The following is a 23,618-nucleotide window of genomic DNA, read 5'->3' as shown; positions in this document are numbered from 1 at the left end:
GTTAATGATGATAAGTAATCGGGAAAAAAGTGTTCTCAAGTTACTATCTGAACGCCTTCACTCTTTTTTAACGATTCATGACATTGCCCAAACTCTAGGTATTTCTTCAAGAACTGTTCATAGAGAAATGAAAAGAGTAGAAAAGACTTTAGAAAATTATCATTTATCTTTATCTAGAGTGCCTAAATTAGGTTTACGCATTGAGGGCGACCCCGATGATATAGATCAATTTATGCAAGCACTAAATGAGCAAGATACAATCGATTTGTCAGATGAAGAAAGAAAAGTAATTATTCTATACAATTTAATACAGTCTAAAGATCCAGTTAAACTTTATAGTTTGGCTAATGAAATTGGTGCATCCACACGAACTTTAAATAAAATTTTAGAACAGTTAGAACCTGAATTAACACTTTTTGATTTATCTATAGAAAGAAAACGTGGCGAAGGTTTATTGTTAATTGGTGAAGAAGTTAACAAGCGACAACTCTTAGCTCGTATCATGTTAGAAAAATTAGATAGTGATAGTGTATATTCTGTTGTTGAAGACCACTTCGTCTATCACTCTTTAAACGAAACGCATTTACAAGGCATCGTAGATATAGATAGATTGTTTAACGTTGAGAGACTCCTAATGGACGAACTCGGTGTTCTACCCTATACGTTAACGGAAGCTAGTTATTTAACATTAACTATCCATATCGTTTTATCTATAGAACGCATTAAACAAGATGGTCATGTTGAAATTGAAAACGATATTTTAAACGAATTGATTTCAACTGAAGAGTTCAAAGTTTCAACTCGCTTAACTAATGTATTAAGTGACATTTACGATGTGACTTTTAACAGTTCAGAAATTGCTTTTATTACGATGCATTTAAGAGGCGCAAGAAGACGTCATGAAACAACTTATGAAAATAGCGAGATTCACGAACAACATGTAACTAGATTAATTGATTTTGTAAAATCACGCGGTTTCTCTTTTAAAGATGAAACGTCTTTATTCAATGGTTTAAATTTACATTTAGAACCAGCTATTAATAGACTTGAAGCAAACATTGAAACCTACAATCCGCTTACCGAAATGATTGAAACTTATGATAAAGAACTTTTTGAAGCTGTTTCGTCAGGTTTAAAGATTGTACTCAGTGATTATCATTTTCCTAAAAGTGAAATTGCTTATATTGCATTACACTTTGGTGGCATGCTCAATGAAAAACAAAGTCCTTCACTTCATGTGTTAGTCGTCTGTAGTAGTGGTATAGGTACAAGTAGAATCTTATCTAATCGATTGAAACAACATTTTTCTGAAATAGCAGAGACAACAGAAGTTTCAGTAAGTGATTTAAAATCTATTGATTACTCTAAATATGACGGTATGATTTCAACAGTTTCTTTAGATACGAAATATCCACATATTACAGTTAATCCATTATTACCTGAACAAGATGCCGAAAGTGTTAAATACTTCCTAGATTTACAACAAAATATACATTACGCATTAAAAGATGATGTAGGTGAAAAGTCTCAGCTATCACATAAAGATTATGATCAAACAGTCAACTTTATAGAAGATAGTTTAACTTTGATTCAAAACATGATTTTCGAACAAAGAAAAGTAACCAATCTTACTCGATATCTAGTACAAACACTGACAAAACACCACGTCCTTGAAAATAGTAATGATTTTATTGAAAAGTTTGAACAAAGAGCAGCGTTACAAGGATTTGCACTTACAGGGTATCCAGTAGCAATACCTCACCTATCAGACGAATCAATAAAGAAACCTCAGCTCATTATTACAGAATTAATAAAACCATTAAGCTTAAAGACGATAGAAAATAAAGAGCAAGAGGTTAATTGGTTAGTTTCAATGTTTATACCGGCTAATTCAGAACAAGGACAACTAATGAGCGAAGTATCATCTTTAATTACAGAACATTTAGATGACATTAATCATCTATTAAACGATCGTGTATTAATAGAAAATACACTTAAATCATTTTTCTTAAATAAACTAAAACAAAAATTAACGAAAACGGAGTGACTTATCATGACACAATTATTTAATCCAGAAAACATTATTATGAACTTATCAGTAAATTCACAAGAAGAAGCAATCGAAAAAGCAGGACAAGTATTAGTAGAAGATGGAGCAGTAACAGAGAAATACATCACTGCTATGAAAGAACGTGAACAAATTGTAACAACTTATATGGGTAATTTCTTAGCTATTCCACATGGCACAGACGAAGCTAAAAACGAAGTATTAAAATCAGGGTTAGTTTTACTACACATCCCAGAAGGCGTTGATTGGGACGGTAACGAAGCTAAAGTTATTGTAGGCATTGCTGGTAAAGATGGCGAACATTTAGACATCCTTTCACAAATCGCAATTACATTTAGTGAAGAAGAAAACGTTGAAAAAGTTATAAATGCTCAAACAAAAGAAGAAATTCTTGCAGTCTTTGAGGAGGTTGAGCTTTAATGAAAGCCATTCATTTTGGAGCCGGTAATATCGGCCGTGGTTTCATTGGCAAAGTTTTAAGTGATAATGGTTACGAAGTTACTTTCGTAGACGTAAACGCGGATGTTATCAATCAAATTAACGAAGAACAAGCTTATAACGTCATTATAGCTAATGAAGAAAATACTAAAGAACCTGTTTCAGGCGTCAAAGGTATTAATAGCATTTCAAATACAGAAGATTTAAAAGCAGCAATCCTTGAAGCAGATGTTATTACAACAGCTGTAGGTGTAAATATTTTACCTATCATTGCTAAATCTTTTGCAAACTTTTTAACAGAACGCGAACCTGGTAAAAAACTTAATATCGTTGCTTGTGAGAATGCAATCATGGCTACAGATCAGTTGAAAGAAGCAATATTAAATATAACTGGTCCACTATCAGAAGATATTTCATTCCCAAATTCAGCAGTCGACCGTATTGTTCCTCAAGGTCAAAAAGAAGGTTCATTAGACGTATTAGTGGAACCATTCTTTGAATGGGTTGTCGAAGCGTCAAAATGGCAAGGAACACAATTAGAAGATGTACATTACGTTGATGATTTAACGCCATATATCGAAAGAAAATTAATGACAGTAAACACTGGTCATGCTTACTTAGCGTATTATGGACAATACAAAGGTTACAATACAATTCTTGAAGCCATTCAAGATAAAGAAATTAAAGCCGGTTTACATGAAGTACTTAACGAAACAAGTGAGTACCTCATATCAACATTTGATGAATTCACTAAAGAAGATCAAGCTTATTATGTTGAAAAAATAATTGGTCGCTTTAATAATCCTTACCTATCAGATGATGTTACAAGAGTTGGTAGAGGTGTACTACGTAAAGTTGGACCAAATGATCGAATCGTTAAACCTTTAATCGAATTAGCAAAAAGAAATAAAAAGCATTCTGAACTTGTTAAAGCTGTTTGTTATTTACTAGAATACAAAGATGTAAATGACAAAGAAACTGTCGAAAAAGACACTTATATCAAAGAACATAGTGTGGCAGAATTCTTACAAAAATATGCAGAGTTAGATGCTGAAACAATTGAAGAAGTCATCATACAATACACAGAAATTGAAAAGTAGTTTTTGAAAAGCCGTATAAATATACGGCTTTTTCTTTTCATTCTATAAATAATACAATTAATATCTCATCATTTCGTTATGTTTTATTTATTTTATTAGAAGAATTAATATTTTTTGCACACTTAAATTTCTTAACATTATATTATGTGTGACTTTCGTTTGTGACATTTATATTATTTGTATTAATATTTAATTAAATCCTACTCTTATTAGTTTACATATAGCTATATTTGAGCTAAAATAAGAAAATAATTGATTAACTAAAATCATAGTTTTGAAATACAAAAAGCTTTTTATTGAATGATACAAGGGGTTGTATTACTTTGTGTTTCTTCAAAATTTAAAAAACCATTATCTAGGGGGATTCAAAATGGCAATTTCTAAAATAGAAAATTGTTCGGATTTATTATCGCTTGTAACGTATGTGGACAAATTAAAGTCAATCATTAAAAAAGATTTTTCACTAAGCTTCGAAGAGTTTGCTGTACTTACTTACATTAATGACACGGATGAAGAAGAATATCATTTAAAGAAAATCATTAATAAACTCAACTATAAACAACCGCAAATTGTTAAAGCTGTAAAAAACTTATCACAACAAGACTATTTCACTAAGAGAAGAAATGAATATGACGAACGTACTGTATTAATTTTAGTTAATAAAAAACAACGCAAATCTATAGCTGACGTCATCGCAAAAATCGATAAAGAAATAGCTAATACTGATATAAATGATTAATTTTGCATCAAGCATTAAATATTCTTGATACAAATAAAAAGGTACACCAAAATTATTTGGTGTACCTTTTTATTGTATAAATTTATTAAGACATAATACTTATGATATTGATTGTTTCATAGAAGTGCATTGTTTTAAAAATTTAGTAACTACTTTTTTAAATTTTTCACTTTCTTCGATAAAAGGTGCATGTCCTGAATTTTCAAAGAGTTCTGTATGTGCATTTTTAATATGATTTGTTTCATCTTCATCTAAGAATGGATCATGTTTCCCTTTTATTATAAGTGTTGGGACTTTAATATCATCTGACTCAATATTAATACCATTAATTGTTCGCACTGATATAGCATCTTGTTCTTCTGTCATTCGATAATATTTTCTCACTTCTTGGTACCATTTGAACGTTGTATCAGTGTTATAAAAAATTTCATTAAACAAAATTAACATTGCTTCTTCTTTACTAAAGCCGGCAACTTTATCTCTATGTTTTGCAATTAATTTAATGAGAGGCTGTTTTCCTTTATTAGAAATAGATGATATTAAGATAAGTTTCTTAACACGTTTGGGTTGTTGTATCGTCAATTCTTGAGCGATTACACCACCCATATCGTGACCTACAATATATGCTGATTCAATGCCTTCAGCATCCATTAAATCAATGATGTCATTGATATGTTCTTGTATTGAAATTTCTGTTGGTTTATCTGATTTTCCATGTCCTCTGGAATCAATTGAATATATTTTAAAATCGTTTTTTAACTGTTCGACTGTAGAATGAAATGCTGCTAAATTCATACTCAATGCATGCAACATAATTAATGGAGTCCCGTTTCCATTTTTCTCAAAAGCGATTTGAGTACCATCCCTTGTTATTAGTTTACCCATAAGTAATCCTCCCAACTTTACAGTAATAATATACCCGATTAACACAATTTCACACTTTTATATATTTAATTTAATAAAATGAAAATGAATCAGGCTGAGACATAAAATAAATGTCTCAGCCTGATTTTAATATTATTTAGTTAAACGTATCTTCTTGTCGAATATCTCATTACGAAGAATAAAATAATCATCAATATAATTGCCCAACTAGCAATAGTCACGCTCATAATTATCGTTTCATTAGTTGTCACAGATGAGATTGTTTTTTGTAAAACAATAAATCCCATTGCAGCAACTTCTAATTTACGTAGGAAAATCGCGAGAATTAACAACATAAGGCCTATTACGAATATCGCTTGGAAAATGACTAACGGCAAAACATAAATGCCTAAGTTCAAATTAAAGATTTTTAATACACAAAGGATAAGGCCTATACCAAAAACAGTAATATTGGTAATCATCAATTTTCTATTGGGATACAAATAACTGTTCCGTTTTATTGTTAAATATACACCTAGTGATGTTGTTAATATAAAAATTACATATAATACATATAATCCTGTCACAGCACTAAATAAAACCAATTTCTTATCAAGTAAATATGCAAATAATAAGAAATTTAATGTATAAAAAAGAATAGGGTTATAGCTAACAATTGCTAAATTTCGTTGTATAATTTGAAGAATTTCAGCGTGTGATTTATGTCTGTATTCAGCATAATCAACTTCTTTTTCGTCTGATTTTTTCATATCTTTCTTTAATGAATGCTGAACTTTGTCTATTCGCTCAGGCAATACACCTACATGTTGTAAATAATCATTCACATTTTCAAGTAATACTGTATTGTTAGGACGCATTAACACACCACCTTATTCTCATATTGTATAAATTAATCCCCCATTATGCAATATGTATATTACAATAATGGGAGATTCGTTTAAGCTATTGAGCTATCAAGCTATTTAATATTGGCCTAAATCAATACGATACACTTTATAATCTTTACTGTCTGGTGTAGCTTTCGATAGTTGGAAATGCGCTTTATCATTATTCACGTAAGCATAACCGCCAGTATATTTATTATTTTGTACACGTTTAGTAGTATCTTCACCTAAAAGGTCTACTAACTGATTTAAATCTACATTAGTCTGTTGATCATAAATCATTGTAATACGTTTAACTGATTCATTCTGACCTTTGCCTGTTCCTGTAATAATCATATGACCATTTTTTGTGTCAAATTCATAATAGTTTTCTTTTTCATTACTGTCATCAGAGTATGAGTACATTAAATTAGGATACTTGTTTTTAATTTTTGAAACTTTATCTCCAATTTTAATATTCTCAATGGCTTGAGTACCCTCTTTATATGATTCTATATTCTTCTCATTTATATCTAAGTGGGTATCATTTGCTGCTTGTGCCTCAGTAAACGGTGAAAATGGTAAAACCATAAGTAACATCGCAATAGTTAAGAGACATTTTTTCATATGAGGTTCTCCTCCATTTATCTGTCTTTTTGATTATGCATCCAACCTGCGATTATTATAACATAGTCATTACAATTTGACTACTTTTATTACAATCATGTAACAAAACGATTAATTTTGAGGAATTCCACTTAAAAATTCATTCATTTCACTAATAAATTTCTCTTTTTCTTCAACAAATGGTAGTTCTCCAGACTGCTCAAATAATACAAATTCACTATTTGGTAGCAGTTCGCTTATTTTTTGACCTTCACTATATAGGATTTTTCCATCATACTTTCCTGAAATGACAAGTGTTTTCACTTTAATTTCATGTAATAAAGCAAGAATATCAAAATCTTTGAATGAACGTTTTATTGTGATTTCTTCTTCCATTGTTTGTAATGCATGAGAAGGTATATGCGATTTTACAAACTTTTTAGCTTTTTTAATGTTTTTGTATCTAAATTTCATTAAATATTTTTCTTTTTCTTCATCATTCATTGTTCTTATTTCATCTGCATGTCTATCGTAAATACGGTTTTCCGGGAAAGTTTTATGATTATCTGTAGGATTAATCAATATTAAACCTTCTACTAAATTTGGACTTTTATAAGCAAGCCCTAGTGCTACAGTTGAACCTAGTTCTAAACCAATAACAAAAGCTCGATTAATAAATAATCCATTTAGTAATTGCTGGATATCTGAAACGTAATCATCAACTCTACTATCAAATGGTGCATCGCTTAAACCATGCCCTCTCATATCTATAGATATCACTTGATACTGTTTACTCAAATTTTTGATAAGAGGTGCAAATACTTCCATATCTTGAAAAACACCGTGCAATAAGATTATCGGGAAACCTTTTCCTTTTGTTTCATAATGTATTGCTACATTCTCTTTAGTTAAGAATAAATTCATGATTATTCACCTCTTTGAATTTGTTTACATATCTCTATTAAATCACTTAAATTTTCAATTGTATAATCTAATTCATTTTCTTCAGGTGTTCCTAATACCGAATTAGCAACCCAAGCATTTTTCATCCCCATCGCATAAGCGGGAGCAATATCATTGATTGGACAATCACCAACATATAATACTTGTTCTGGCTTAACACCTAAATGCTTCATATTATCTTCGAAAATAATAGGATCGGGTTTCATCGCACCTACATCTTCTGAAATTGAAATATAGTCGATGTATGGGTCTATACCAATAGCGTTGATTACATGTGTAACTTTCTCGCTTTCACCATTTGCAATAACACCTAGTTTATATCCCATACTTTCCAATTTATCTAAAGTAAACAATGTATCGTAAAACGGAAAGTGGTATCTATAATAATGCATTTTATAGTCATTATAAAACATCTTCCAAGTAATTTTTTCAATGTTTAATCTCTTAACGAGTTCTTGATAAACCCATTCTATATCCTCTAAACCGTAGGGATTTAACGTTAAATATACCTTTTCAAAATCACGTCTTTGGACTGTAACCATCAATTCATGAAATCTTTCAAATTGTTCTTCCAAAAATTTTAATCGTGACTTTTCACGATCTACAAGCGTATCTTCTAAATCAAAGATAATTGCTTGAATGTCACATGAATCCATGTCATCATCCCTTTCATAGAAATATTTTAAACTATTCTATTCAGAAAGCAACAACAATTTTATAGCTAAAAACACCAATTTGTTAGATAAACTACTAACAAATTGGTGTTTACTATATGAAATATTACAACATTAAAGGTTGCCTTTTTCTTTTTTGCGTTGTTCCGTTATCATTAGATACATCATAACGGGTATAGCGATAATTGACAATACAATACCTACTGGAATTTGTATCGGACTTATAATGACACGGCCTATGGTATCTGCTATTAATAACAACGATCCACCTATTAAAATATTAAGTATCATTTTAATGAACATAGGCACTCTATATACTCTCCTTACTACTTGGGGTACAATCATACCTATAAAGCCAATAATGCCTGTGAAACTTATTATAACGGCCGTCATAACTGCAGCTATTAATAAGCAGAACCATGATATAAATCTAACATTAACACCAAGCGTAATAACTTTATCTTCACCTAGTTGTATAAGCTTGATTACATGGCTCATACCTAATAATAAGACAATACATATAATAGTTACGACTCCAGTTATTTCGACGGTTATTCTCTCAGCTGAAGCAACACTTCCAAACATATATGAAACCATGTTATTAACTTTGTCTGGCTTTATTAATAGTAGTATATATAATGCTGCACTAAAAAATGCGCCAATAAATATACCCGATAAAATCATCGTAGCTACATGAAAAGTTTTTACCATTGTTTCCGTAACTAATACGATGATTATTAACGTTAACATGCTAAAAAATATTGAAAACAACGGCACAAACCAAATGGATACACCAAGAAATACTGCAAGTGCACTTCCAAATGTTGCGCCACTAGCAAGACCTAATGTAAAACTATCTGCTAATGGGTTATTTAATATTGTTTGATAAATATGACCACTCATTACTAGTCCCATACCAGCAATTAAAGCCAGTAATGTTCTCGGAACTCTTAATTTATAAAAAATCGTCCATTCTAGTTGATTATCAAATTTCCATGTTATACCTGTAGAACCTATAAACAAAGACACTGCAACAGATAACAATAGAACGAGAAACCAAATCAAAATATACTTAAAATGACTAGATTGATTAGTCGTATATTTTGTCTGCAAGCTCTTCTAATCCTTCAGCTAGTCTTGGACCTGGTCTTGATATTTTATCTGCGTTTAATGCGTATACGCTGTCGTTTTTAACTGCATTTACTTGATCAAACCCGTCTCTATTGTTATTCAATTTTTTATATTCTTCTTCGCTTTGCCCGCTAGTTGTTATCATAACGTCTGGATTGCGTTTCAAAATACTTTCTTTATCTGTTTTAATCCAGCCTTCTTCATCATGAAATACATTTTTAGCTTTAATTGAAGTTAACATATCATCATAAAATGTGTTTTTACCTGATGTATAAATATCTGGTTGTGATGAAATTTCCATAAATACTTTTTTTCCTTGTTTATCTTCAGGTATATCTTTTTTCACCTTTTCGATATCGTTTTTCACTTTATCTACAAGCTTATTAGCTTCTTTTTCTTTACCTGTAACTTTACCAACTTGTTTAAATGTTTGGTACATTTCATTGATGGAATTAGCATCATCTATGTATACGACTTTAACGCCAGCATCAGTTAATTTTTTCAAATCTTTTTCTTGTGTAGATTTATTAGATTCATGTGCCAATATTAAATCTGATTTAGCTTTCATTAATGCTTCTGTATCTAATTTAAATGCATCAAATTGTTTTTTATCTTTCACATCTTTAGGATAATCATCCACTATAGAAACCCCTACAACTTTATCACCAAGACCCAGTTCATATAATATTTCTGTATTACTTGGAATTAATGAAATAATTCGTTTGTATTCTACTTTCTCCTTTGATTCTTGTTTTGCTTCATTTTTTTCATTATCTGTATTACTTTGACAGCCTGAAAGTACAATTATTGCTGCAAATAATAAATACACAACTCTAAATAATTTCATTTTATCTCTCTCCTATCTTTACTTAAAAAATGATACACAAAAAGGCGCAACTCAAATAAGCTTGAGCTGCACCTCAATTAAAACAATATATTAAATTACATTGATTCTGGGGCAGAAACACCAATTAGTTTTAAAGCGTTACGTAAAGTAATACGTGCTGCTTCGATTAAAGCTAAATGTGCTTTTGTCTTTTCTATATCATCTGTTAATACTTTTTCAGCGTTATAGAATTTATGGAATTGTGCAGCTAAATCTTGAATATAATTCGTCATACGATGTGGACTACGTGATTCTGCAGCTGATACAATCGTTGGTTCAAATTCAGCAATTTTCTTCAATAATTCAAAAGCTTTATCATGCGTAACTAAAGATAAATCAACATCTTTATCTAGCTTAATTCCTTTTTCTTCTGCTTGGCGAATAATAGATGATATTCTCGCATGAGCATATTGTGCATAATAAACTGGATTATCTTGAGATTCTTTCTTCGCAAGTTCCATATCAAAATCGAAATGAGTATCAGGACTACGCATAGTTAAGAAATAACGCGCTGCATCAACGCCAACTTCATCCATAATATCTCGTAAAGTAATAGCATTACCCGTACGTTTACTCATTTTAACTTCTACACCATCTTGTAATAATCTTACCATTTGCATAATTTGGATTTCAAGACGGTTTGAGTCAACGCCAAATGTTTCTAAAGATGCTTTAAGACGGTTTATATAACCGTGATGATCAGCACCGAATAAATTGATTAATTTATCAAATTTACGTTCTACTTTATCATAATGATATGCGATATCTGGTAAGAAGTAAGTGTACGTACCGTCTTGTTTAACAAGTACACGATCTTTATCGTCACCAAATTCAGTAGTTCTTAACCATGTTGCGCCGTCTTTCTCAAATGTATAACCAAGTTCAGTCATTTTATCAAGTACAGCTGTAATTTCATTTGCTTCATATAAAGATGTTTCACTAAACCAACTATCAAAATGTATATTAAAATCATTTAAATCATTTTTTAATTTAGCCATTTCATAATCTAAACCAAGTTTACGGAAAGTCTTAATTCTTTCTTCCTCTGGTTGATCTTTAATTTCTGGATGTTTCTCAGCTAAATCTTTCCCTATTGAGATGATATCTTTGCCATAATAACCATCTTCGGGTAATTCAGTGTCGACACCCATTGCTTGATCGTAACGTGCTTCTATAGAATGTGCTAAGTTTTCAATTTGTTTACCTGCATCATTTATATAGTATTCTCTAGTTACATCATAGCCTGCTGCACTTAAAATATTAGATAGCGTATCGCCAACTGCAGCATTACGAGCATGACCGATGTGTAAATCACCAGTTGGATTTGCAGATACATATTCTACTATAATACTTTCGTTCTTAGATTCATCCGCTTGACCAAAAGTTTCTCCTTTATTTAAAGCTGTTTCAATAACAGTTGTTAAATATTGTTGATCTAAGTAAAAATTAATAAATCCAGGCCCAGCGATATCTACTTTTTTTACATTTGCTTTTGTAGTATCTAAATTTTCTACAATTTGTTTAGCAATTTCACGTGGATTTTTACGCGCTATTTTTGTTAATACCATTGCAATGTTTGTTGAATAATCTCCGTTTGTTGAATCTTTAGGTGTTTCAATTTTAATCTCGGGTACTTCGTCTACAAGTTGAGCTTTTAATATACTCGCTTTAATTTCTTCTATTAATGTTTCTTTAACTTGATCAATTATATTCATACATTTATCTCCTTGTAATTTATTTGAAATTGATATGTTCCGAGTAAGCCTGATGGATCACTTAATTGATAGTGTATTTTTAATTTACCTTTTTCTTCATCTATAAAGTGTTTGATTGACAATGTTTTGACGTTCAAAGTCATACGACCCGCTTCAGTTTCATAATAGCTAACCGTATCCTTACCTTCTACAAAATGAAAAGTTGTATTAACTGTACCCGTACGGTGAATTTTAACGCCAGTTTTGTCTATTTTAAGCATGTTCTTAACAAGTTGGTCATCTATTGTTTCTTCATACCTAATAATATCACTATTCCTTTTGTGATATGTACCTGTAGTATTAGTTTGAAATGTTGATTTATCGCCATTTTGTTTAACTACTTGTCTGACATTAACGCTGATATTTTCTTTCATCATATCTCACCTCACCGTTTTAGAACCGTTATAATTATAGCATATATGACAAATAAAATTAAAAAAAGCAGGGCTAAAAGCGCCTGCTTTCTTTAGTGTCCTAGCTATAGTAGCTATCAACTATTTTACTGATGAAATTCAGAAAAGACAATAGCAATTTACTTTTATTGCTATAATTCACAATTAAGTCACAAAATAGTCACAATTACTTTGTCTCTAATGATGCCTTTAATTCATCGCTACTATTATTCCACATTTCCATGTTATGTTCTTGAAGGAATTTTTTGAGTACTTTACGATTTTCATCACCAATTTGGTCAATTTTAATTTGGTGTTTCATGGATTTATCCATCATATTAACATGTTCAGGCATACTCTTAAATCCACGTTTCTTCGGTTTATTTACTAATAAGTAACATCCCGTTAAACCTGCATAATATGGACCTTGTTCTCCACGTTCAGTCGTAACCCAACAAAGCCAATATTCTCTCGCGTCCTCGCCTTTGACTTCTTCCGTATCTTTAACCCACTTAACTCGCTTTTCAACTTCAGCTCTTGCATGCATTGCACCTACATCTATAAAAGCTGTTTGTTCAGTTACATCAACAAATACAGGGGCTACGTTATCTAAGCTGATTGATCCTATATTCGTACCTTTATGTCCATCTAGTGGGTCATTTTTAATAATGTTAAATTGAAAGCCTTTCTTTTCAGCCATTATTTCACCTCATTTAATTCTTGTGTATATCATACTAGTGTTTAAGATTAATATTCAAGTTTGTAAATTATACCAATTCGTTTAATAAATTGATGATATCTCCCTTAATATCTTCATCTTCCATTTCTAAAATGAGTTCTTTCGGGTAATATAATTTATAATCTAGACGTTTAATTCCAGTAATACTATGAATAATTACTGACTGACTGCTTATCTCTTTAATATGACCTGTCTTTTGTAATAAATGTATTGGTTGGCGATTTGAACCAGGACGATCATAGTCGTATGGCAAATCGGAAAATGAATCACAAACAAAGTAATATTCCGGATCGATGCCACCTTTTTCGAATAACTCAGTTAATTCACCTATTGTAATAATAGATCCATCGAAAGGTAAATATTTAAATAAGTCACGATTGACGAATCGTTTACTTAAATCACTTAATATATCATCGTCTTCTTCAGTCCATTCTTCTAAATAGTACATAACAACTGATTCATCTAAACGAATATAATCTTTAATTGTTACATCACCTTCGAAAAACGGTATTAAATATTTCGGTGCTTCTTTAAATGAGTATCCATTATCATAAAGCACTTTAGCACGTTTAAAACATCTATTTAATAATACTTCTCCACCACGGCTAACTGGATGAAAATAAATTTGCCAATACATTTGATATCGGCTCATTAAGAAATTTTCAACTGCATGCATACCGCTTTCTTTAATCAGCACTTCATCTTTAGAAGGGCGCATCAAACGTAATACGCGTTCCATATCAAATTGACCGTAGCTCACACCCGTGAAATAAGCGTCTCGTTGTAAATAATCCATTCTATCGGCATCTATTTGTGAAGAAATCATAGAAATAACAAGTTTATTTTTATGGGTCTTATTAATTACATCCGCAACTTCAGTTGGAAAATCTGGAGATACTCTGCTCAGCACTTCATTTACTTCAGTATCACCTTTAATAATATCTTGCGTAAATTGTTCATGATCTGTTAAAAATATTTTCTCAAAACAATGAGAAAAAGGACCATGTCCTAAGTCATGTAGTAAAGCAGCACACAAAGCAAGTGGTCTATCTTTATTGTCCCACTGCGCTCTTCCAACAAATACTTCATCTATCATTCTTCTTACGATTTCATAAACACCTAAGGAGTGACCAAAGCGACTATGTTCAGCTGTATGGAAAGATAAATATAATGTTCCAAGTTGTTTGATTCTTCTTAAGCGTTGAAATTCTTTAGTTTTAATTAAATCCCAAATTAATTGATCGCTCACATGTATATAACGATGCACAGGATCTTTAAAAACTTTTTCTTCTGTTAATTTTTTCGTCCCATAATCTTCATAAGTCACTTAGTTTCCTCCTTTCGAAATTATTACTCAACTGTAAACTCAATGTTACCAACATTTTCATATTCTGCTTTATAAACCCCTTGAGTTAAAGGTTTAGGCAGTATAAATGTGCCGCTAGAAACAAACATACCTGGTTTCAATGAACGGTTATATTTTTTAATTTCAGAAATCAGCCATTTTACTGCTTTTGCTGGATGGCCTTCAACTTCTGTACTATTACCAGAAGCAATTTCTTTACCATCTAAATATAAAGTCCCTTTAATATTATTAATATCTTCATATGATAATTGTTTAGGCTCACCATATACAACACCACCACTCACTGCACTGTCGGCTATAATTTCAGTGACACTCAAGTTAGGGAACCAATTACTAAATCTTGAATCTGGTATCTCTATGCCTGGTGCGATTAAGCACTTATTCATAATATCTTCTAGACTGTCTTGTTCGTTTAACTCTTCTTGAACGAGAAATACAAGTTCCATTTCAATAAGTGGTTCATTTAAGTCGTTTAACTGAACACGTTTACCGAAAATCGTTGTATCTCCCATCGCACCATATAAAGGGGTTGTAGAAGAAAATATATCTCGTGTTTCTTGGCTTGTTAAACTAATTTTATATCCTTTATGCAACTCAGTTTCTTCTTTACGCTGAAGAACACCTTCTTGAACATCATAAGCAGCGTTCTCTGTGATATTCGAAGGTAAAACACCATTAGGAATAATCGTCTTATTCTCATATGCTTCATAAAATTGTGCTACCCATTTATTAAGTGATTGTTCCATTATCCTCTACCTCCTAGAAAGTTTTTTTCATGAGCGTTGTATGCATCGTTTCTCCGAAAAGTAACTCTTCATATTCACGCACTACTTCGAATCCTTCTTTCTTATAGAAAGCAATGCCGATATCATTTTTGCCATCTACTTCTAAATATACTTCATGATATTCACCTTTATAACTATTCAAACCTTTATACAACAAGGCTTTACCATAACCATCTCGCTGAGCTTCTGGCAATACGTAGTGGGATGATAAATATAGCTCAGTACCTTTAATGAAATTAGCAAAGCCAATAATCTTTCCATCCTCTTCAGCAACATAGAAATCAGAATCATTAATGCGCTTTTCTATCATCTCTTTAGAATAAGAAGCGTTTAAAAACGCTGTTACAGTACTTGCTGTATAAATATTCGTATATGTGTCATACCAAGCTTTAGACGCTACATTTTTAATTCCAGAATAATCCCCTACTGTTGCTTTCCTTACCTTTGTCATAAATACCTCTCCTCTATCTACCATCCACGCCATTCACTGGCCTTTACTATATTAAACGAATGACAATTATTAAATTACTTTAAAATCCTATCTTTATTTATAATTATATCATTTATATACAAAAAACTATAATATTCAGAATACTTAATTATAACCGAAAAGCCTGTGGAAAGGTATTATTTGTTAAGAATGTTAACACATATTAATAACATTCGAATAAAATATTTAAAATTTAAAAACCTACGAACTAATTTTAGCTCGTAGGTTTTCTTTTTACTTTTTCAATTTTTTATTAAGCTTTTCGTCTAATTCTTTTTGTCGACGTTTTCGTTCTTCGTTTCTAAGTCGTAATCTTTCTTCTTCTTCTGGATTACGTTTTTTCTGAAGTTGTTTATGGATTTTTTCCATTAGTTCATCTTCTGTTAAAGCGGCACACGGGCGGTTATTAACGAATGCGAATGTCTTTCTGCGACCTGGACCACAATATGATTGACATGCTACTTCAATTTCCGCATCTGGATCTAATTTTTTAATTTTCTTCATTAATGATGGAAGATTGACAGCTTGGCAGTCATCGCATAATTGAAATTTATTTCGCACTTGTTTCCCCACCTTTCATATTTTCTGTTTTAGCAATAAATTATTATACCACCTTCACAGATTTTTGAGAATGTCATTTTATTATTTTTGCATATTGCGTATCATTTTATTATTACGCTCTATCATGCGTTCGAAATATTTATCGTATAACGCCCATTCTTCTGTGGAAACTGGGTCCATATTTAAAGTTGCACCTAATGTTTTAAGGCTTCCTAATAATTTAAATAATATATCATTTGTCGTGTATTCTGTATTCAATAGTTCATTTATAGAAGCCATGCAATCAGGAATAATTGTAGGATAAATAAATTTTGTTTTTTCATTTTTCAGAGCATGTTGGTAGAATTCCTTCATCATTTCAGCTCTTTCTGAACCTGATCCTTCAACACACAAATATATTTGCACTGCTATGCCACCGCGTACTCTTCTTTGTGATATGCCTGCAAATTTTTTGTTATCAATACTTAAGTCATAACTTCCTGGGCAATATGATGCTGCGATTTCTTTATTTACAATTTTATCTGTTTCATCTTTGAACATTTCACGTATAAGACGTAACATCACTTCATAGCCTGTATCAATTGATACATCATGTCTACCTTTAAATATTAAAGATATATTCAGAACACCTTTATCCAACACAACTCCTAGACCACCCGAATTTCTTACAATCGCGCTATATCCTTTAACGTCATTCAAGAATGCTATTCCGTCTTTTAAATATGGAAGTCTAGAATCATGTATGCCTAAAATAACAACATGATTGTGTATCCATGTGCGCACAACACTTGGACTATTGTCGTTACCTACTTGTTCACAAAATGTATCATCGAAACTAAAGGACTGCATAGGTTGCAGTCCTGAAGTGTGGTCAATGTATCGCCATTCTTGTGTAAAATAATCTTGCAAGTTTTCCATGATTATAGAGATTGAGCAGCTGTAATGATTGAAAGACTGTATACGTCTTCTGCTGAACAACCACGTGATAAATCGTTAACTGGTGCGTTTAGGCCTTGTAATACAGGACCAACTGCATCGTATCCACCTAAACGTTGTGCAATTTTGTATCCAATGTTACCCGCTTCTAAGCTTGGGAAAATAAATACATTTGCATCACCTTGTATATCAGAATTTGGCGCTTTTTTAGCTGCCACTTCTGGAACGATTGCTGCATCAAATTGGAATTCTCCGTCTAATACAACATCTTTTAAGTCTGTTTCTTGTAAATTCTTTTGAGCTATTTGTACAGCTTCTGATACTTTCTCAGTATCTGGAGATTTTGCTGAACCCTTAGTAGAGAAACTTAACATCGCTACTTTCGGAGACATACCGAATGCTTGAGCAGTTTTAGCACTTTCGATTGCGATTTCAGCTAAATCTTGTGCGTTTAATTCAGGGTTAATGGCACAATCACCGAATACATATTGTTCTTCACCTTTTGTCATGAAGAATACACCTGATGTTTTTGTAACACCTGGTTTAGTTTTAATAATTTGTAATGCTGGACGCACAGTATCTGCAGTAGAATGCGCAGCACCACTTACTAAACCATCAGCTTGATCTGTATAAACTAACATTGTACCGAAGTAGTTTACATTATTTAATAATTCTTCAGCTTGTTCTTGAGTCGCTTTACCTTTACGACGTTCAACGAATTTCTCAACTAAATCAGCTTTTAATTCGCTTGTTTCTGGGTTGATAATTGTTAAACCTTCTATTGATAAATTAGCACCGTCAGCTGTTTCTTTAATTTTATCTTCATTACCAAGTACGATTGGAGAAACCAAATCTGTAGTTTGTAATTTAACTGCTGCTGTTAAAACACGAGCATCGTCACCCTCTGGTAAAACGATACGTACATTCTTACCTGATAATTTGTCGCTTAAGACATTAAGTAATTTAGACATAATTGCCTCCTATATATTCTCACTATTATTTTTCCACTAATTATTATAACATTTTTTCATAAATTTTCACGTTTTCGAACTGTAAATGTATCGTAGGCTATAGGATATATCGAGAATCTTAAAATGATGGAATCAATGTATCTTTATGTTCTTCTTTTAAATATTTACTAACTGCTTTACTTTTCATAACTTTCTTTAATTCTTTAATTTTTTCGGAATCTTTATTATCTTCACGCGCTACTAATTGAATAGAAAATCGAGAATCAATATTTTTTTCTAAAAATAAAGCATCAGAAGGTTTTAAACCGATTTTCGAAATATATGTAGGATAATTATAAACTAAAGATACTTTTGACTCGCTATAAGCTTCTGATAAATTTAATAAATCTACTTTTAACCATTGGAAATCTTTTGGATTCTCTACAACATCTTTAGTTGTACCGTTAACGCCCACTCCGTCTTTTAATTTAATTAATCCTTGTTCTTCTAATATCGCTAAAGCTCGACCTTCATTTGAAATATCGTTAGGTATAGCGACTTTCGTTCCATTAGGGATATCTTTCACTTCTTTATATTTTTTAGAATAAAAACCTACTTTTGCGTCATATATAGGCTGTAGATCAACTAAATTCGCTTTTCTTTCTTTATTATATTTTTCCATAAAGGGTTTATGCTGTGCAAAGCTCGCGTCTGCTTCTTTACTACTTACCACATCATTATAAGCAACGTTATCATTTACTTGTACAAGCTTGATTTCCCAACCCTCTTTTTTCGCTTCTTTTGCTGCAACTTTTACAACATCTGTCATAGGTGGTGCTTGTGAAGCAACTTTAATCACTTTATCTTCGTTATCTTTTTTTGCTCCACAACCGGAGATAATGACACTAAACAACAATATAAAAATAAACCAAACTTTTTTCATGTCTACACTACTTTCTTTTATCTAATTTTCTAGAGATATTATTTCCTAACATTTGAATGATAAATACAGCAATAATAATGATGATAATTGCGAAATACATTATTTCCGTTTCATAACTTTGATAACCATAGCGAATAGCAAAATCTCCAATACCTCCACCACCAACAATGCCCATCACTGTTGAATATGAGACCATGCTTACTATCGTTGTCGTATAAGCTAATATAATACCGCTACGTGATTCAACTAAAAGAAAATTCCATATATATTTTAATTTTGTTGCACCTAGCGACTCAGCTAAAACTTTTATTTCTATCGGTATATCTAATAAAACTTGTTCTACTAGTCTTGAAAAAATAGCAATACCTACAATACTTAAAGGTATTATCGATGGGTATGGACCAAAAGCGCTCCCTAAAATTAAACGAGTTAAGGGAATTAAACTGATGACAAATAATAAATATGGAAATGAACGAATAAAAGTAATTAAAAAATTAAAAGACCAATAATAATTTCTATTTAATTCTTTAATACCTGGATTGGATAAAAACAAAGCTATACCTAAAGGTAAACCAATTAGTAAAGTAATAATCATGGAAAATCCTAGCATGATACAAGTTTCCTGCAAAGATTGAAGTAATTCTGGTAAGTAATAATTTATTTTTTCAAAGAAAGTCATCCTTCAATACTCCGTTTAACATTTTCTAAATAAGTACCTGTATTTTTTTCTATGCTTTTGTTTTTATTTTCAATAATATCTAGCAACTGTCCGTCCTCCATCACAAACACTTCTTCACACAATTGTTTAACAACACTCAATTCATGTGTAACAAAAATAATGGTAATACTATATTCTTTGTTAATTTTCTTAAGCATTTTTATGATTTCTTCAGTATTATTCTCATCTAAACTGCTAGTCGCTTCATCACATAGCAATATATCTGGGTTTCTAACTAAAGATCTCGCTAATGCTACACGTTGTTTCTCGCCTCCTGATAATTTAGAAGGATAATCGTTCATTTTATCTTCTAATCCAACAAATTGAATAAGTTCTTTCACTCTATCCTCATTCTCTGCATTTATGATTTTCAAAGGCAAAGCTATATTTTGATACACATTTAAGTTATTCAATAAATTATAATGTTGAAAGACCATACCTATTCTTTCCTTATACTTTCTAATCACTTTTTTTGATAACTTATTAATTTCTTGTTCATCAAAAATAATTTTACCTTCAGTTGGCTTTTCTATAAAATTAAGTAACTTTAATAACGTTGTTTTGCCAGAACCACTTTTACCAACAATACCAGTAATAGAACCAGATGCTACTGAAAAGGAAAGATTTTCAACAGCAAACTTCCCTCTATACTTTTTCGATACATTCTCTAATTTATACACTTTTTACACTCCTATATAATAAAATTTTCAGGCATCTAATTTAAAATATTTTTATAATATTTATTTAATTATTATCCACCAAACAAAAAAGATAATCAACAACATTAAAAATACAATTAAATATAAGTCAGTGCGTCATGTCCGAAGTACTTTTCTTCACAACACTGTAAAAGTTGAGTCCTCTATTTCTTTTCTAGTATGATAAACTTAGATAGAGAAAAGAATTAATCTAAAAGGAGCGAAATCATAATGAACGAAGCAGCAAAAACATTAGATGGTTGGTACAGCTTACATTTATTCTATGCAATAGATTGGACAAGCCTAAAAACTGTGCCAGAAGATGATAGAAATACGATAGTTGAAGAGTTTAAAAAATTCCTTGAAGGATTAGAAACTGTTCATAATAATAAAGAAGGCTCTCATGCTTTTTATAACATAACAGGTCAAAAAGCAGACTTAATGTTATGGTTCTTACGTCCTGATGTTAAGCAATTAAATGCTTTAGAAAATGAATTAAACAAATTAGATATTAGTGATTTCTTAATTCCAACATATTCTTATGTTTCAATAGTGGAATTATCTAACTATCTAGCTGGTGATTCAGATGAAGATCCATATGAAAACCCATATGTAAAAGCTAGATTATATCCTGAAGTACCACGTTCAGAATATGTTTGTTTCTATCCAATGGATAAAAGACGTGACGGTGAAGATAACTGGTACATGTTAGATATGGAACATAGACGTAGCTTAATGCGTTCACACGGTTTAATCGGACGCAGTTACGCTGGTAAAGTTAAACAATTCATTACCGGTTCAGTAGGATTGGACGACTACGAGTGGGGCGTAACTTTATTCAGCGACGATATGCTACAATTCAAAAAATTAATCTATGAAATGCGTTTCGATGAAGTATCAGCAAGATATGGTGACTTCGGAGCATTCTACGTAGGTAACATTTTAAATATTGACGAATTAAATGACTTCTTTAAACTAAACTAAGATTTCAAGATAAATATAGAGGCTGAAACATCTATTGGTGTTTCAGCCTCATTTTAATTTGCGGTTCGATATTTTATTTTATCGGACCGTATTTCATGTTTGCGGTTCGATATTTTATTTTATCGGACCGTATTTCATGTTTGCGGTTCGATATTTTTTATTTATCGACCTGTATTTCGCATTTGCAGTTCGATAATTTTTATTTATCGAACCGCATTTTAAACATTATTTTATAAAGCCCATATATAAATAAATTCTCCTAATCGAGTGGATTAGGAGAATTATTTCGATGTACTATTATTAACTGAATACATTAATAAAGAACGTTACGATTGGTACGCCAAGTAAGTCTATTAAGAATGCACCTACGACTGGTACAACTAGATAAGCTTTTGGAGAGGCACCAAATTTCTTTGTAATAACGTCTAAGTTTGCCATTGCGTTTGGTGTTGCGCCTAACCCGTGACCAATAAATCCACCGATCATAACAGCTGCATCGTAGTTTTTCCCTAATGCGCGGAACACTACAAATACTGAGAACAGTACAATAAATACTATTTGTACTAATACTATAATTGTTAATGGTAACGCTAAATTATATATTTCTGTTAAGTTAATACTCATTAAAGCAATTGATAAGAACAAGCTCAATGATACATCACTAACTCGGTTTGTAATTTTCATATCTACAATGTTTAATTTTCCATAGTCCGAAATATTTCTGATAATAACAGCTATAAACATAGCGCCCACATAAATAGGAACATTAATACCCGTGTAGTCTGTAAATGTATCAGCTAAATATGTACCAATCGCCATACTAACAGTGATAATTGTAAATTGAACGATAAATACTGTAGTTGGATTCATTCTACTATGTAATTCTTTATTATAGTCAACATCACTATAATCTAGAGCTGAAGCTTCTGCTTGCTCTGGTTTTAAATCGAATTTTTTAATTAAGAATCTAACAACTGGACCACCTATTAATCCGCCTGCAACTAATCCTAACGTAGCGGCAGCAAGCGCAGCAGTAACAGCTGAATCTACGCCTAAAGTTTCTAAAGTTTTACCATATGCTGCAGCGTTCCCATGTCCACCTTCCATTGACATAGAACCTGCTGTTAAACCTAGTAACGGAGGTATATTTAACACCTTTGAAAGTGAAACACCAATAATGTTTTGACATGTAGCCAAAATACCACAGAAAATAAAGTATACTATTAATACTTTACCGCCGAGTCGTAATAATTTTAAAGATGCTCCTAAACCTACTGTAGTAAAGAATGCTAACATAAAGAAATCTTGAATAAATTCAGATTCTAATTTTATTGTAACCACGTTTGTTGATTGTAAAATTGCTACTAAAATTGCAAAAATTAACCCACCTATTACTGGAGCAGGTATACATAATTTCATTAATATAGAAACATTATTTACAATTGCCTGCCCTAATAAAAGCAAGACACATGCTAGCGCCAACGTTGTAATAGCATCGAGCTCTAACATTTTACATTCCTCCTCAAACGACAATCCTGATTGTTTTCATGCTAAATGTCATTTATTTTTATTTTTAAGTAAGTGCTTACAAAGCCACGTTGAACATTATACATACTTTATTTAAATAAATCTAGCAAATATTTAATAGTGTAATATAACTCATTTCGTCATTAGTTGCATATTCGTTTATATGCATTATTGTTTATTCTTTATTATTATATTTAATGCTTCTCGTAGCCCTTATCATACTGATATTAACAATTACTTACATTTTTGTTACTGTAGTTATTGGATAAGTATCTTTATCAATATAATTAGCTATCAGCAATCTTTTTAAAAGTTCACTGTTTATATTGTTTCATTACTTAGCTATTTTCTCTAAAAATTCATTAATGGTTTAAAAAATCCATTCACATTCCTCGTTTATCGTGTATATTAAGTAATAGATA

General features: G+C 31.3%; 25 protein-coding genes. 5 read left to right on the top strand and 20 right to left on the bottom strand.

From position 1 onward, the window contains the following. Positions 1-4 precede the first annotated feature (4 nt). From LQ688_RS07805 to sarA, 4 genes are all read left to right on the top strand, one after another. A complete protein-coding gene (locus LQ688_RS07805; protein ID WP_239732602.1) occupies positions 5-2,047 on the top strand; it encodes a BglG family transcription antiterminator in 2,043 nt (680 codons plus the stop codon). Positions 2,048-2,053: 6 nt separating this feature from the next. After that, on the top strand, positions 2,054-2,488 hold the full coding sequence (locus LQ688_RS07800; RefSeq protein ID WP_016999476.1) for a PTS mannitol transporter subunit IIA: 435 nt from the start codon (positions 2,054-2,056) through the stop codon (positions 2,486-2,488). After that, positions 2,488-3,606 carry a mannitol-1-phosphate 5-dehydrogenase gene (locus tag LQ688_RS07795; protein WP_016999475.1) on the top strand — a complete coding sequence of 373 codons (1,119 nt, stop codon included), beginning with the start codon at positions 2,488-2,490 and terminating at the stop codon, positions 3,604-3,606. The genes LQ688_RS07800 and LQ688_RS07795 overlap by 1 nt, the downstream gene beginning before the upstream one ends. A 370-nt stretch (positions 3,607-3,976) precedes the next feature. Then, positions 3,977-4,345, top strand: a complete 369-nt coding sequence (gene sarA, locus LQ688_RS07790) for a global transcriptional regulator SarA (protein ID WP_016999474.1) — start codon at positions 3,977-3,979, stop codon at positions 4,343-4,345. Between the two features lie 99 nt (positions 4,346-4,444). Here sarA and LQ688_RS07785 read toward each other — a convergent pair whose 3' ends face one another. The 19 genes from LQ688_RS07785 to LQ688_RS07695 all read right to left on the bottom strand — a co-directional run bounded on the left by LQ688_RS07785 (position 4,445) and on the right by LQ688_RS07695 (position 20,667). Further along, on the bottom strand, positions 4,445-5,230 hold the full coding sequence (locus tag LQ688_RS07785; RefSeq protein WP_239705321.1) for an alpha/beta fold hydrolase: 786 nt from the start codon (positions 5,228-5,230) through the stop codon (positions 4,445-4,447). Between the two features lie 140 nt (positions 5,231-5,370). Beyond that, complete coding sequence (locus LQ688_RS07780) at positions 5,371-6,087, bottom strand: MFS transporter (RefSeq protein ID WP_016999472.1); 717 nt, start codon at positions 6,085-6,087, stop codon at positions 5,371-5,373. Between the two features lie 105 nt (positions 6,088-6,192). Then, complete coding sequence (locus tag LQ688_RS07775; RefSeq protein ID WP_103268684.1) at positions 6,193-6,720, bottom strand: SA0570 family protein; 528 nt, start codon at positions 6,718-6,720, stop codon at positions 6,193-6,195. Positions 6,721-6,831: 111 nt separating this feature from the next. After that, a complete protein-coding gene (locus LQ688_RS07770; RefSeq protein WP_239705322.1) occupies positions 6,832-7,623 on the bottom strand; it encodes an alpha/beta fold hydrolase in 792 nt (263 codons plus the stop codon). A 2-nt stretch (positions 7,624-7,625) separates the two neighbouring features. After that, positions 7,626-8,318 carry an HAD family hydrolase gene (locus LQ688_RS07765; protein WP_016999469.1) on the bottom strand — a complete coding sequence of 231 codons (693 nt, stop codon included), beginning with the start codon at positions 8,316-8,318 and terminating at the stop codon, positions 7,626-7,628. A gap of 132 nt (positions 8,319-8,450) precedes the next feature. Continuing rightward, positions 8,451-9,449, bottom strand: coding sequence for a FecCD family ABC transporter permease (locus tag LQ688_RS07760; protein WP_016999468.1), 999 nt, complete (start codon positions 9,447-9,449; stop codon positions 8,451-8,453). Next, positions 9,427-10,314: an ABC transporter substrate-binding protein gene (locus tag LQ688_RS07755; RefSeq protein ID WP_239706274.1), complete on the bottom strand. Its 888-nt coding sequence runs from the start codon at positions 10,312-10,314 to the stop codon at positions 9,427-9,429. Before LQ688_RS07755 ends, LQ688_RS07760 begins: the two co-directional genes overlap by 23 nt. Positions 10,315-10,409: 95 nt before the next feature. Then, on the bottom strand, positions 10,410-12,068 hold the full coding sequence (gene argS / locus LQ688_RS07750) for an arginine--tRNA ligase (protein WP_239705324.1): 1,659 nt from the start codon (positions 12,066-12,068) through the stop codon (positions 10,410-10,412). Beyond that, positions 12,065-12,484: a YwiB family protein gene (locus LQ688_RS07745; RefSeq protein ID WP_239706275.1), complete on the bottom strand. Its 420-nt coding sequence runs from the start codon at positions 12,482-12,484 to the stop codon at positions 12,065-12,067. Before LQ688_RS07745 ends, argS begins: the two co-directional genes overlap by 4 nt. Before the next feature lie 202 nt (positions 12,485-12,686). Beyond that, on the bottom strand, positions 12,687-13,199 hold the full coding sequence (locus tag LQ688_RS07740; protein ID WP_103268679.1) for a YwhD family protein: 513 nt from the start codon (positions 13,197-13,199) through the stop codon (positions 12,687-12,689). A 67-nt stretch (positions 13,200-13,266) separates the two neighbouring features. Further along, positions 13,267-14,565, bottom strand: coding sequence for an HD domain-containing protein (locus LQ688_RS07735; RefSeq protein WP_016999463.1), 1,299 nt, complete (start codon positions 14,563-14,565; stop codon positions 13,267-13,269). Positions 14,566-14,588: 23 nt separating this feature from the next. Beyond that, positions 14,589-15,350, bottom strand: a complete 762-nt coding sequence (locus LQ688_RS07730; protein WP_103268678.1) for a 2-keto-4-pentenoate hydratase — start codon at positions 15,348-15,350, stop codon at positions 14,589-14,591. 13 nt (positions 15,351-15,363) lie between these two features. Beyond that, positions 15,364-15,840: a GNAT family N-acetyltransferase gene (locus tag LQ688_RS07725; RefSeq protein WP_016999461.1), complete on the bottom strand. Its 477-nt coding sequence runs from the start codon at positions 15,838-15,840 to the stop codon at positions 15,364-15,366. 273 nt (positions 15,841-16,113) lie between these two features. Further along, a complete protein-coding gene (locus tag LQ688_RS07720; RefSeq protein ID WP_016999460.1) occupies positions 16,114-16,440 on the bottom strand; it encodes a YuzB family protein in 327 nt (108 codons plus the stop codon). An 81-nt stretch (positions 16,441-16,521) separates the two neighbouring features. Continuing rightward, positions 16,522-17,358: a lipoate--protein ligase family protein gene (locus tag LQ688_RS07715; protein ID WP_026023639.1), complete on the bottom strand. Its 837-nt coding sequence runs from the start codon at positions 17,356-17,358 to the stop codon at positions 16,522-16,524. 2 nt (positions 17,359-17,360) lie between these two features. After that, positions 17,361-18,347 carry a phosphate acetyltransferase gene (gene pta, locus LQ688_RS07710; protein ID WP_103268677.1) on the bottom strand — a complete coding sequence of 329 codons (987 nt, stop codon included), beginning with the start codon at positions 18,345-18,347 and terminating at the stop codon, positions 17,361-17,363. A 118-nt stretch (positions 18,348-18,465) separates the two neighbouring features. Continuing rightward, a complete protein-coding gene (locus tag LQ688_RS07705; protein WP_239705327.1) occupies positions 18,466-19,269 on the bottom strand; it encodes a MetQ/NlpA family ABC transporter substrate-binding protein in 804 nt (267 codons plus the stop codon). A gap of 7 nt (positions 19,270-19,276) precedes the next feature. Next, positions 19,277-19,948: a metal ABC transporter permease EmtB gene (emtB, locus tag LQ688_RS07700; RefSeq protein ID WP_064204227.1), complete on the bottom strand. Its 672-nt coding sequence runs from the start codon at positions 19,946-19,948 to the stop codon at positions 19,277-19,279. Further along, positions 19,945-20,667, bottom strand: coding sequence for a methionine ABC transporter ATP-binding protein (locus tag LQ688_RS07695; protein ID WP_064211519.1), 723 nt, complete (start codon positions 20,665-20,667; stop codon positions 19,945-19,947). Before LQ688_RS07695 ends, emtB begins: the two co-directional genes overlap by 4 nt. Before the next feature lie 249 nt (positions 20,668-20,916). Here LQ688_RS07695 and hemQ point away from each other — a divergent pair, with 249 nt between their 5' ends. Further along, positions 20,917-21,669: a hydrogen peroxide-dependent heme synthase gene (gene hemQ, locus LQ688_RS07690; RefSeq protein WP_016999454.1), complete on the top strand. Its 753-nt coding sequence runs from the start codon at positions 20,917-20,919 to the stop codon at positions 21,667-21,669. 300 nt (positions 21,670-21,969) lie between these two features. Here the strand turns inward: hemQ and gltS are convergent, their stop codons facing one another. Next, a complete protein-coding gene (gene gltS, locus LQ688_RS07685; RefSeq protein WP_103268676.1) occupies positions 21,970-23,178 on the bottom strand; it encodes a sodium/glutamate symporter in 1,209 nt (402 codons plus the stop codon). Positions 23,179-23,618 lie beyond the last annotated feature (440 nt).

This window comes from Mammaliicoccus sp. J-M40, assembly GCF_022386395.1.
Classification (GTDB): Bacteria; Bacillota; Bacilli; order Staphylococcales; family Staphylococcaceae; genus Mammaliicoccus; species Mammaliicoccus lentus.
The sequence above is the reverse complement of the archived record's forward strand: the minus strand, read 5'-3'. Positions and strand labels throughout refer to the sequence as shown.

Excerpts from the sequence above, each read along its gene's own strand:
- LQ688_RS07770 (WP_239705322.1), bottom strand. The coding sequence starts at position 7,623 with ATGAATTTATTCTTAACTAAAGAGAATGTAGCAATACATTATGAAACA.
- gltS (WP_103268676.1), bottom strand. The coding sequence starts at position 23,178 with ATGTTAGAGCTCGATGCTATTACAACGTTGGCGCTAGCATGTGTCTTG.
- LQ688_RS07795 (WP_016999475.1), top strand. The coding sequence starts at position 2,488 with ATGAAAGCCATTCATTTTGGAGCCGGTAATATCGGCCGTGGTTTCATT.
- pta (WP_103268677.1), bottom strand. The coding sequence starts at position 18,347 with ATGTCTAAATTACTTAATGTCTTAAGCGACAAATTATCAGGTAAGAAT.
- LQ688_RS07785 (WP_239705321.1), bottom strand. The coding sequence starts at position 5,230 with ATGGGTAAACTAATAACAAGGGATGGTACTCAAATCGCTTTTGAGAAA.
- LQ688_RS07780 (WP_016999472.1), bottom strand. The coding sequence starts at position 6,087 with ATGCGTCCTAACAATACAGTATTACTTGAAAATGTGAATGATTATTTA.
- hemQ (WP_016999454.1), top strand. The coding sequence starts at position 20,917 with ATGAACGAAGCAGCAAAAACATTAGATGGTTGGTACAGCTTACATTTA.
- LQ688_RS07725 (WP_016999461.1), bottom strand. The coding sequence starts at position 15,840 with ATGACAAAGGTAAGGAAAGCAACAGTAGGGGATTATTCTGGAATTAAA.
- LQ688_RS07755 (WP_239706274.1), bottom strand. The coding sequence starts at position 10,314 with ATGAAATTATTTAGAGTTGTGTATTTATTATTTGCAGCAATAATTGTA.
- LQ688_RS07745 (WP_239706275.1), bottom strand. The coding sequence starts at position 12,484 with ATGATGAAAGAAAATATCAGCGTTAATGTCAGACAAGTAGTTAAACAA.
- LQ688_RS07730 (WP_103268678.1), bottom strand. The coding sequence starts at position 15,350 with ATGGAACAATCACTTAATAAATGGGTAGCACAATTTTATGAAGCATAT.
- emtB (WP_064204227.1), bottom strand. The coding sequence starts at position 19,948 with ATGACTTTCTTTGAAAAAATAAATTATTACTTACCAGAATTACTTCAA.
- argS (WP_239705324.1), bottom strand. The coding sequence starts at position 12,068 with ATGAATATAATTGATCAAGTTAAAGAAACATTAATAGAAGAAATTAAA.
- LQ688_RS07775 (WP_103268684.1), bottom strand. The coding sequence starts at position 6,720 with ATGAAAAAATGTCTCTTAACTATTGCGATGTTACTTATGGTTTTACCA.
- LQ688_RS07805 (WP_239732602.1), top strand. The coding sequence starts at position 5 with ATGATGATAAGTAATCGGGAAAAAAGTGTTCTCAAGTTACTATCTGAA.
- sarA (WP_016999474.1), top strand. The coding sequence starts at position 3,977 with ATGGCAATTTCTAAAATAGAAAATTGTTCGGATTTATTATCGCTTGTA.
- LQ688_RS07715 (WP_026023639.1), bottom strand. The coding sequence starts at position 17,358 with ATGGAAAACTTGCAAGATTATTTTACACAAGAATGGCGATACATTGAC.
- LQ688_RS07740 (WP_103268679.1), bottom strand. The coding sequence starts at position 13,199 with ATGGCTGAAAAGAAAGGCTTTCAATTTAACATTATTAAAAATGACCCA.
- LQ688_RS07705 (WP_239705327.1), bottom strand. The coding sequence starts at position 19,269 with ATGAAAAAAGTTTGGTTTATTTTTATATTGTTGTTTAGTGTCATTATC.
- LQ688_RS07800 (WP_016999476.1), top strand. The coding sequence starts at position 2,054 with ATGACACAATTATTTAATCCAGAAAACATTATTATGAACTTATCAGTA.
- LQ688_RS07765 (WP_016999469.1), bottom strand. The coding sequence starts at position 8,318 with ATGGATTCATGTGACATTCAAGCAATTATCTTTGATTTAGAAGATACG.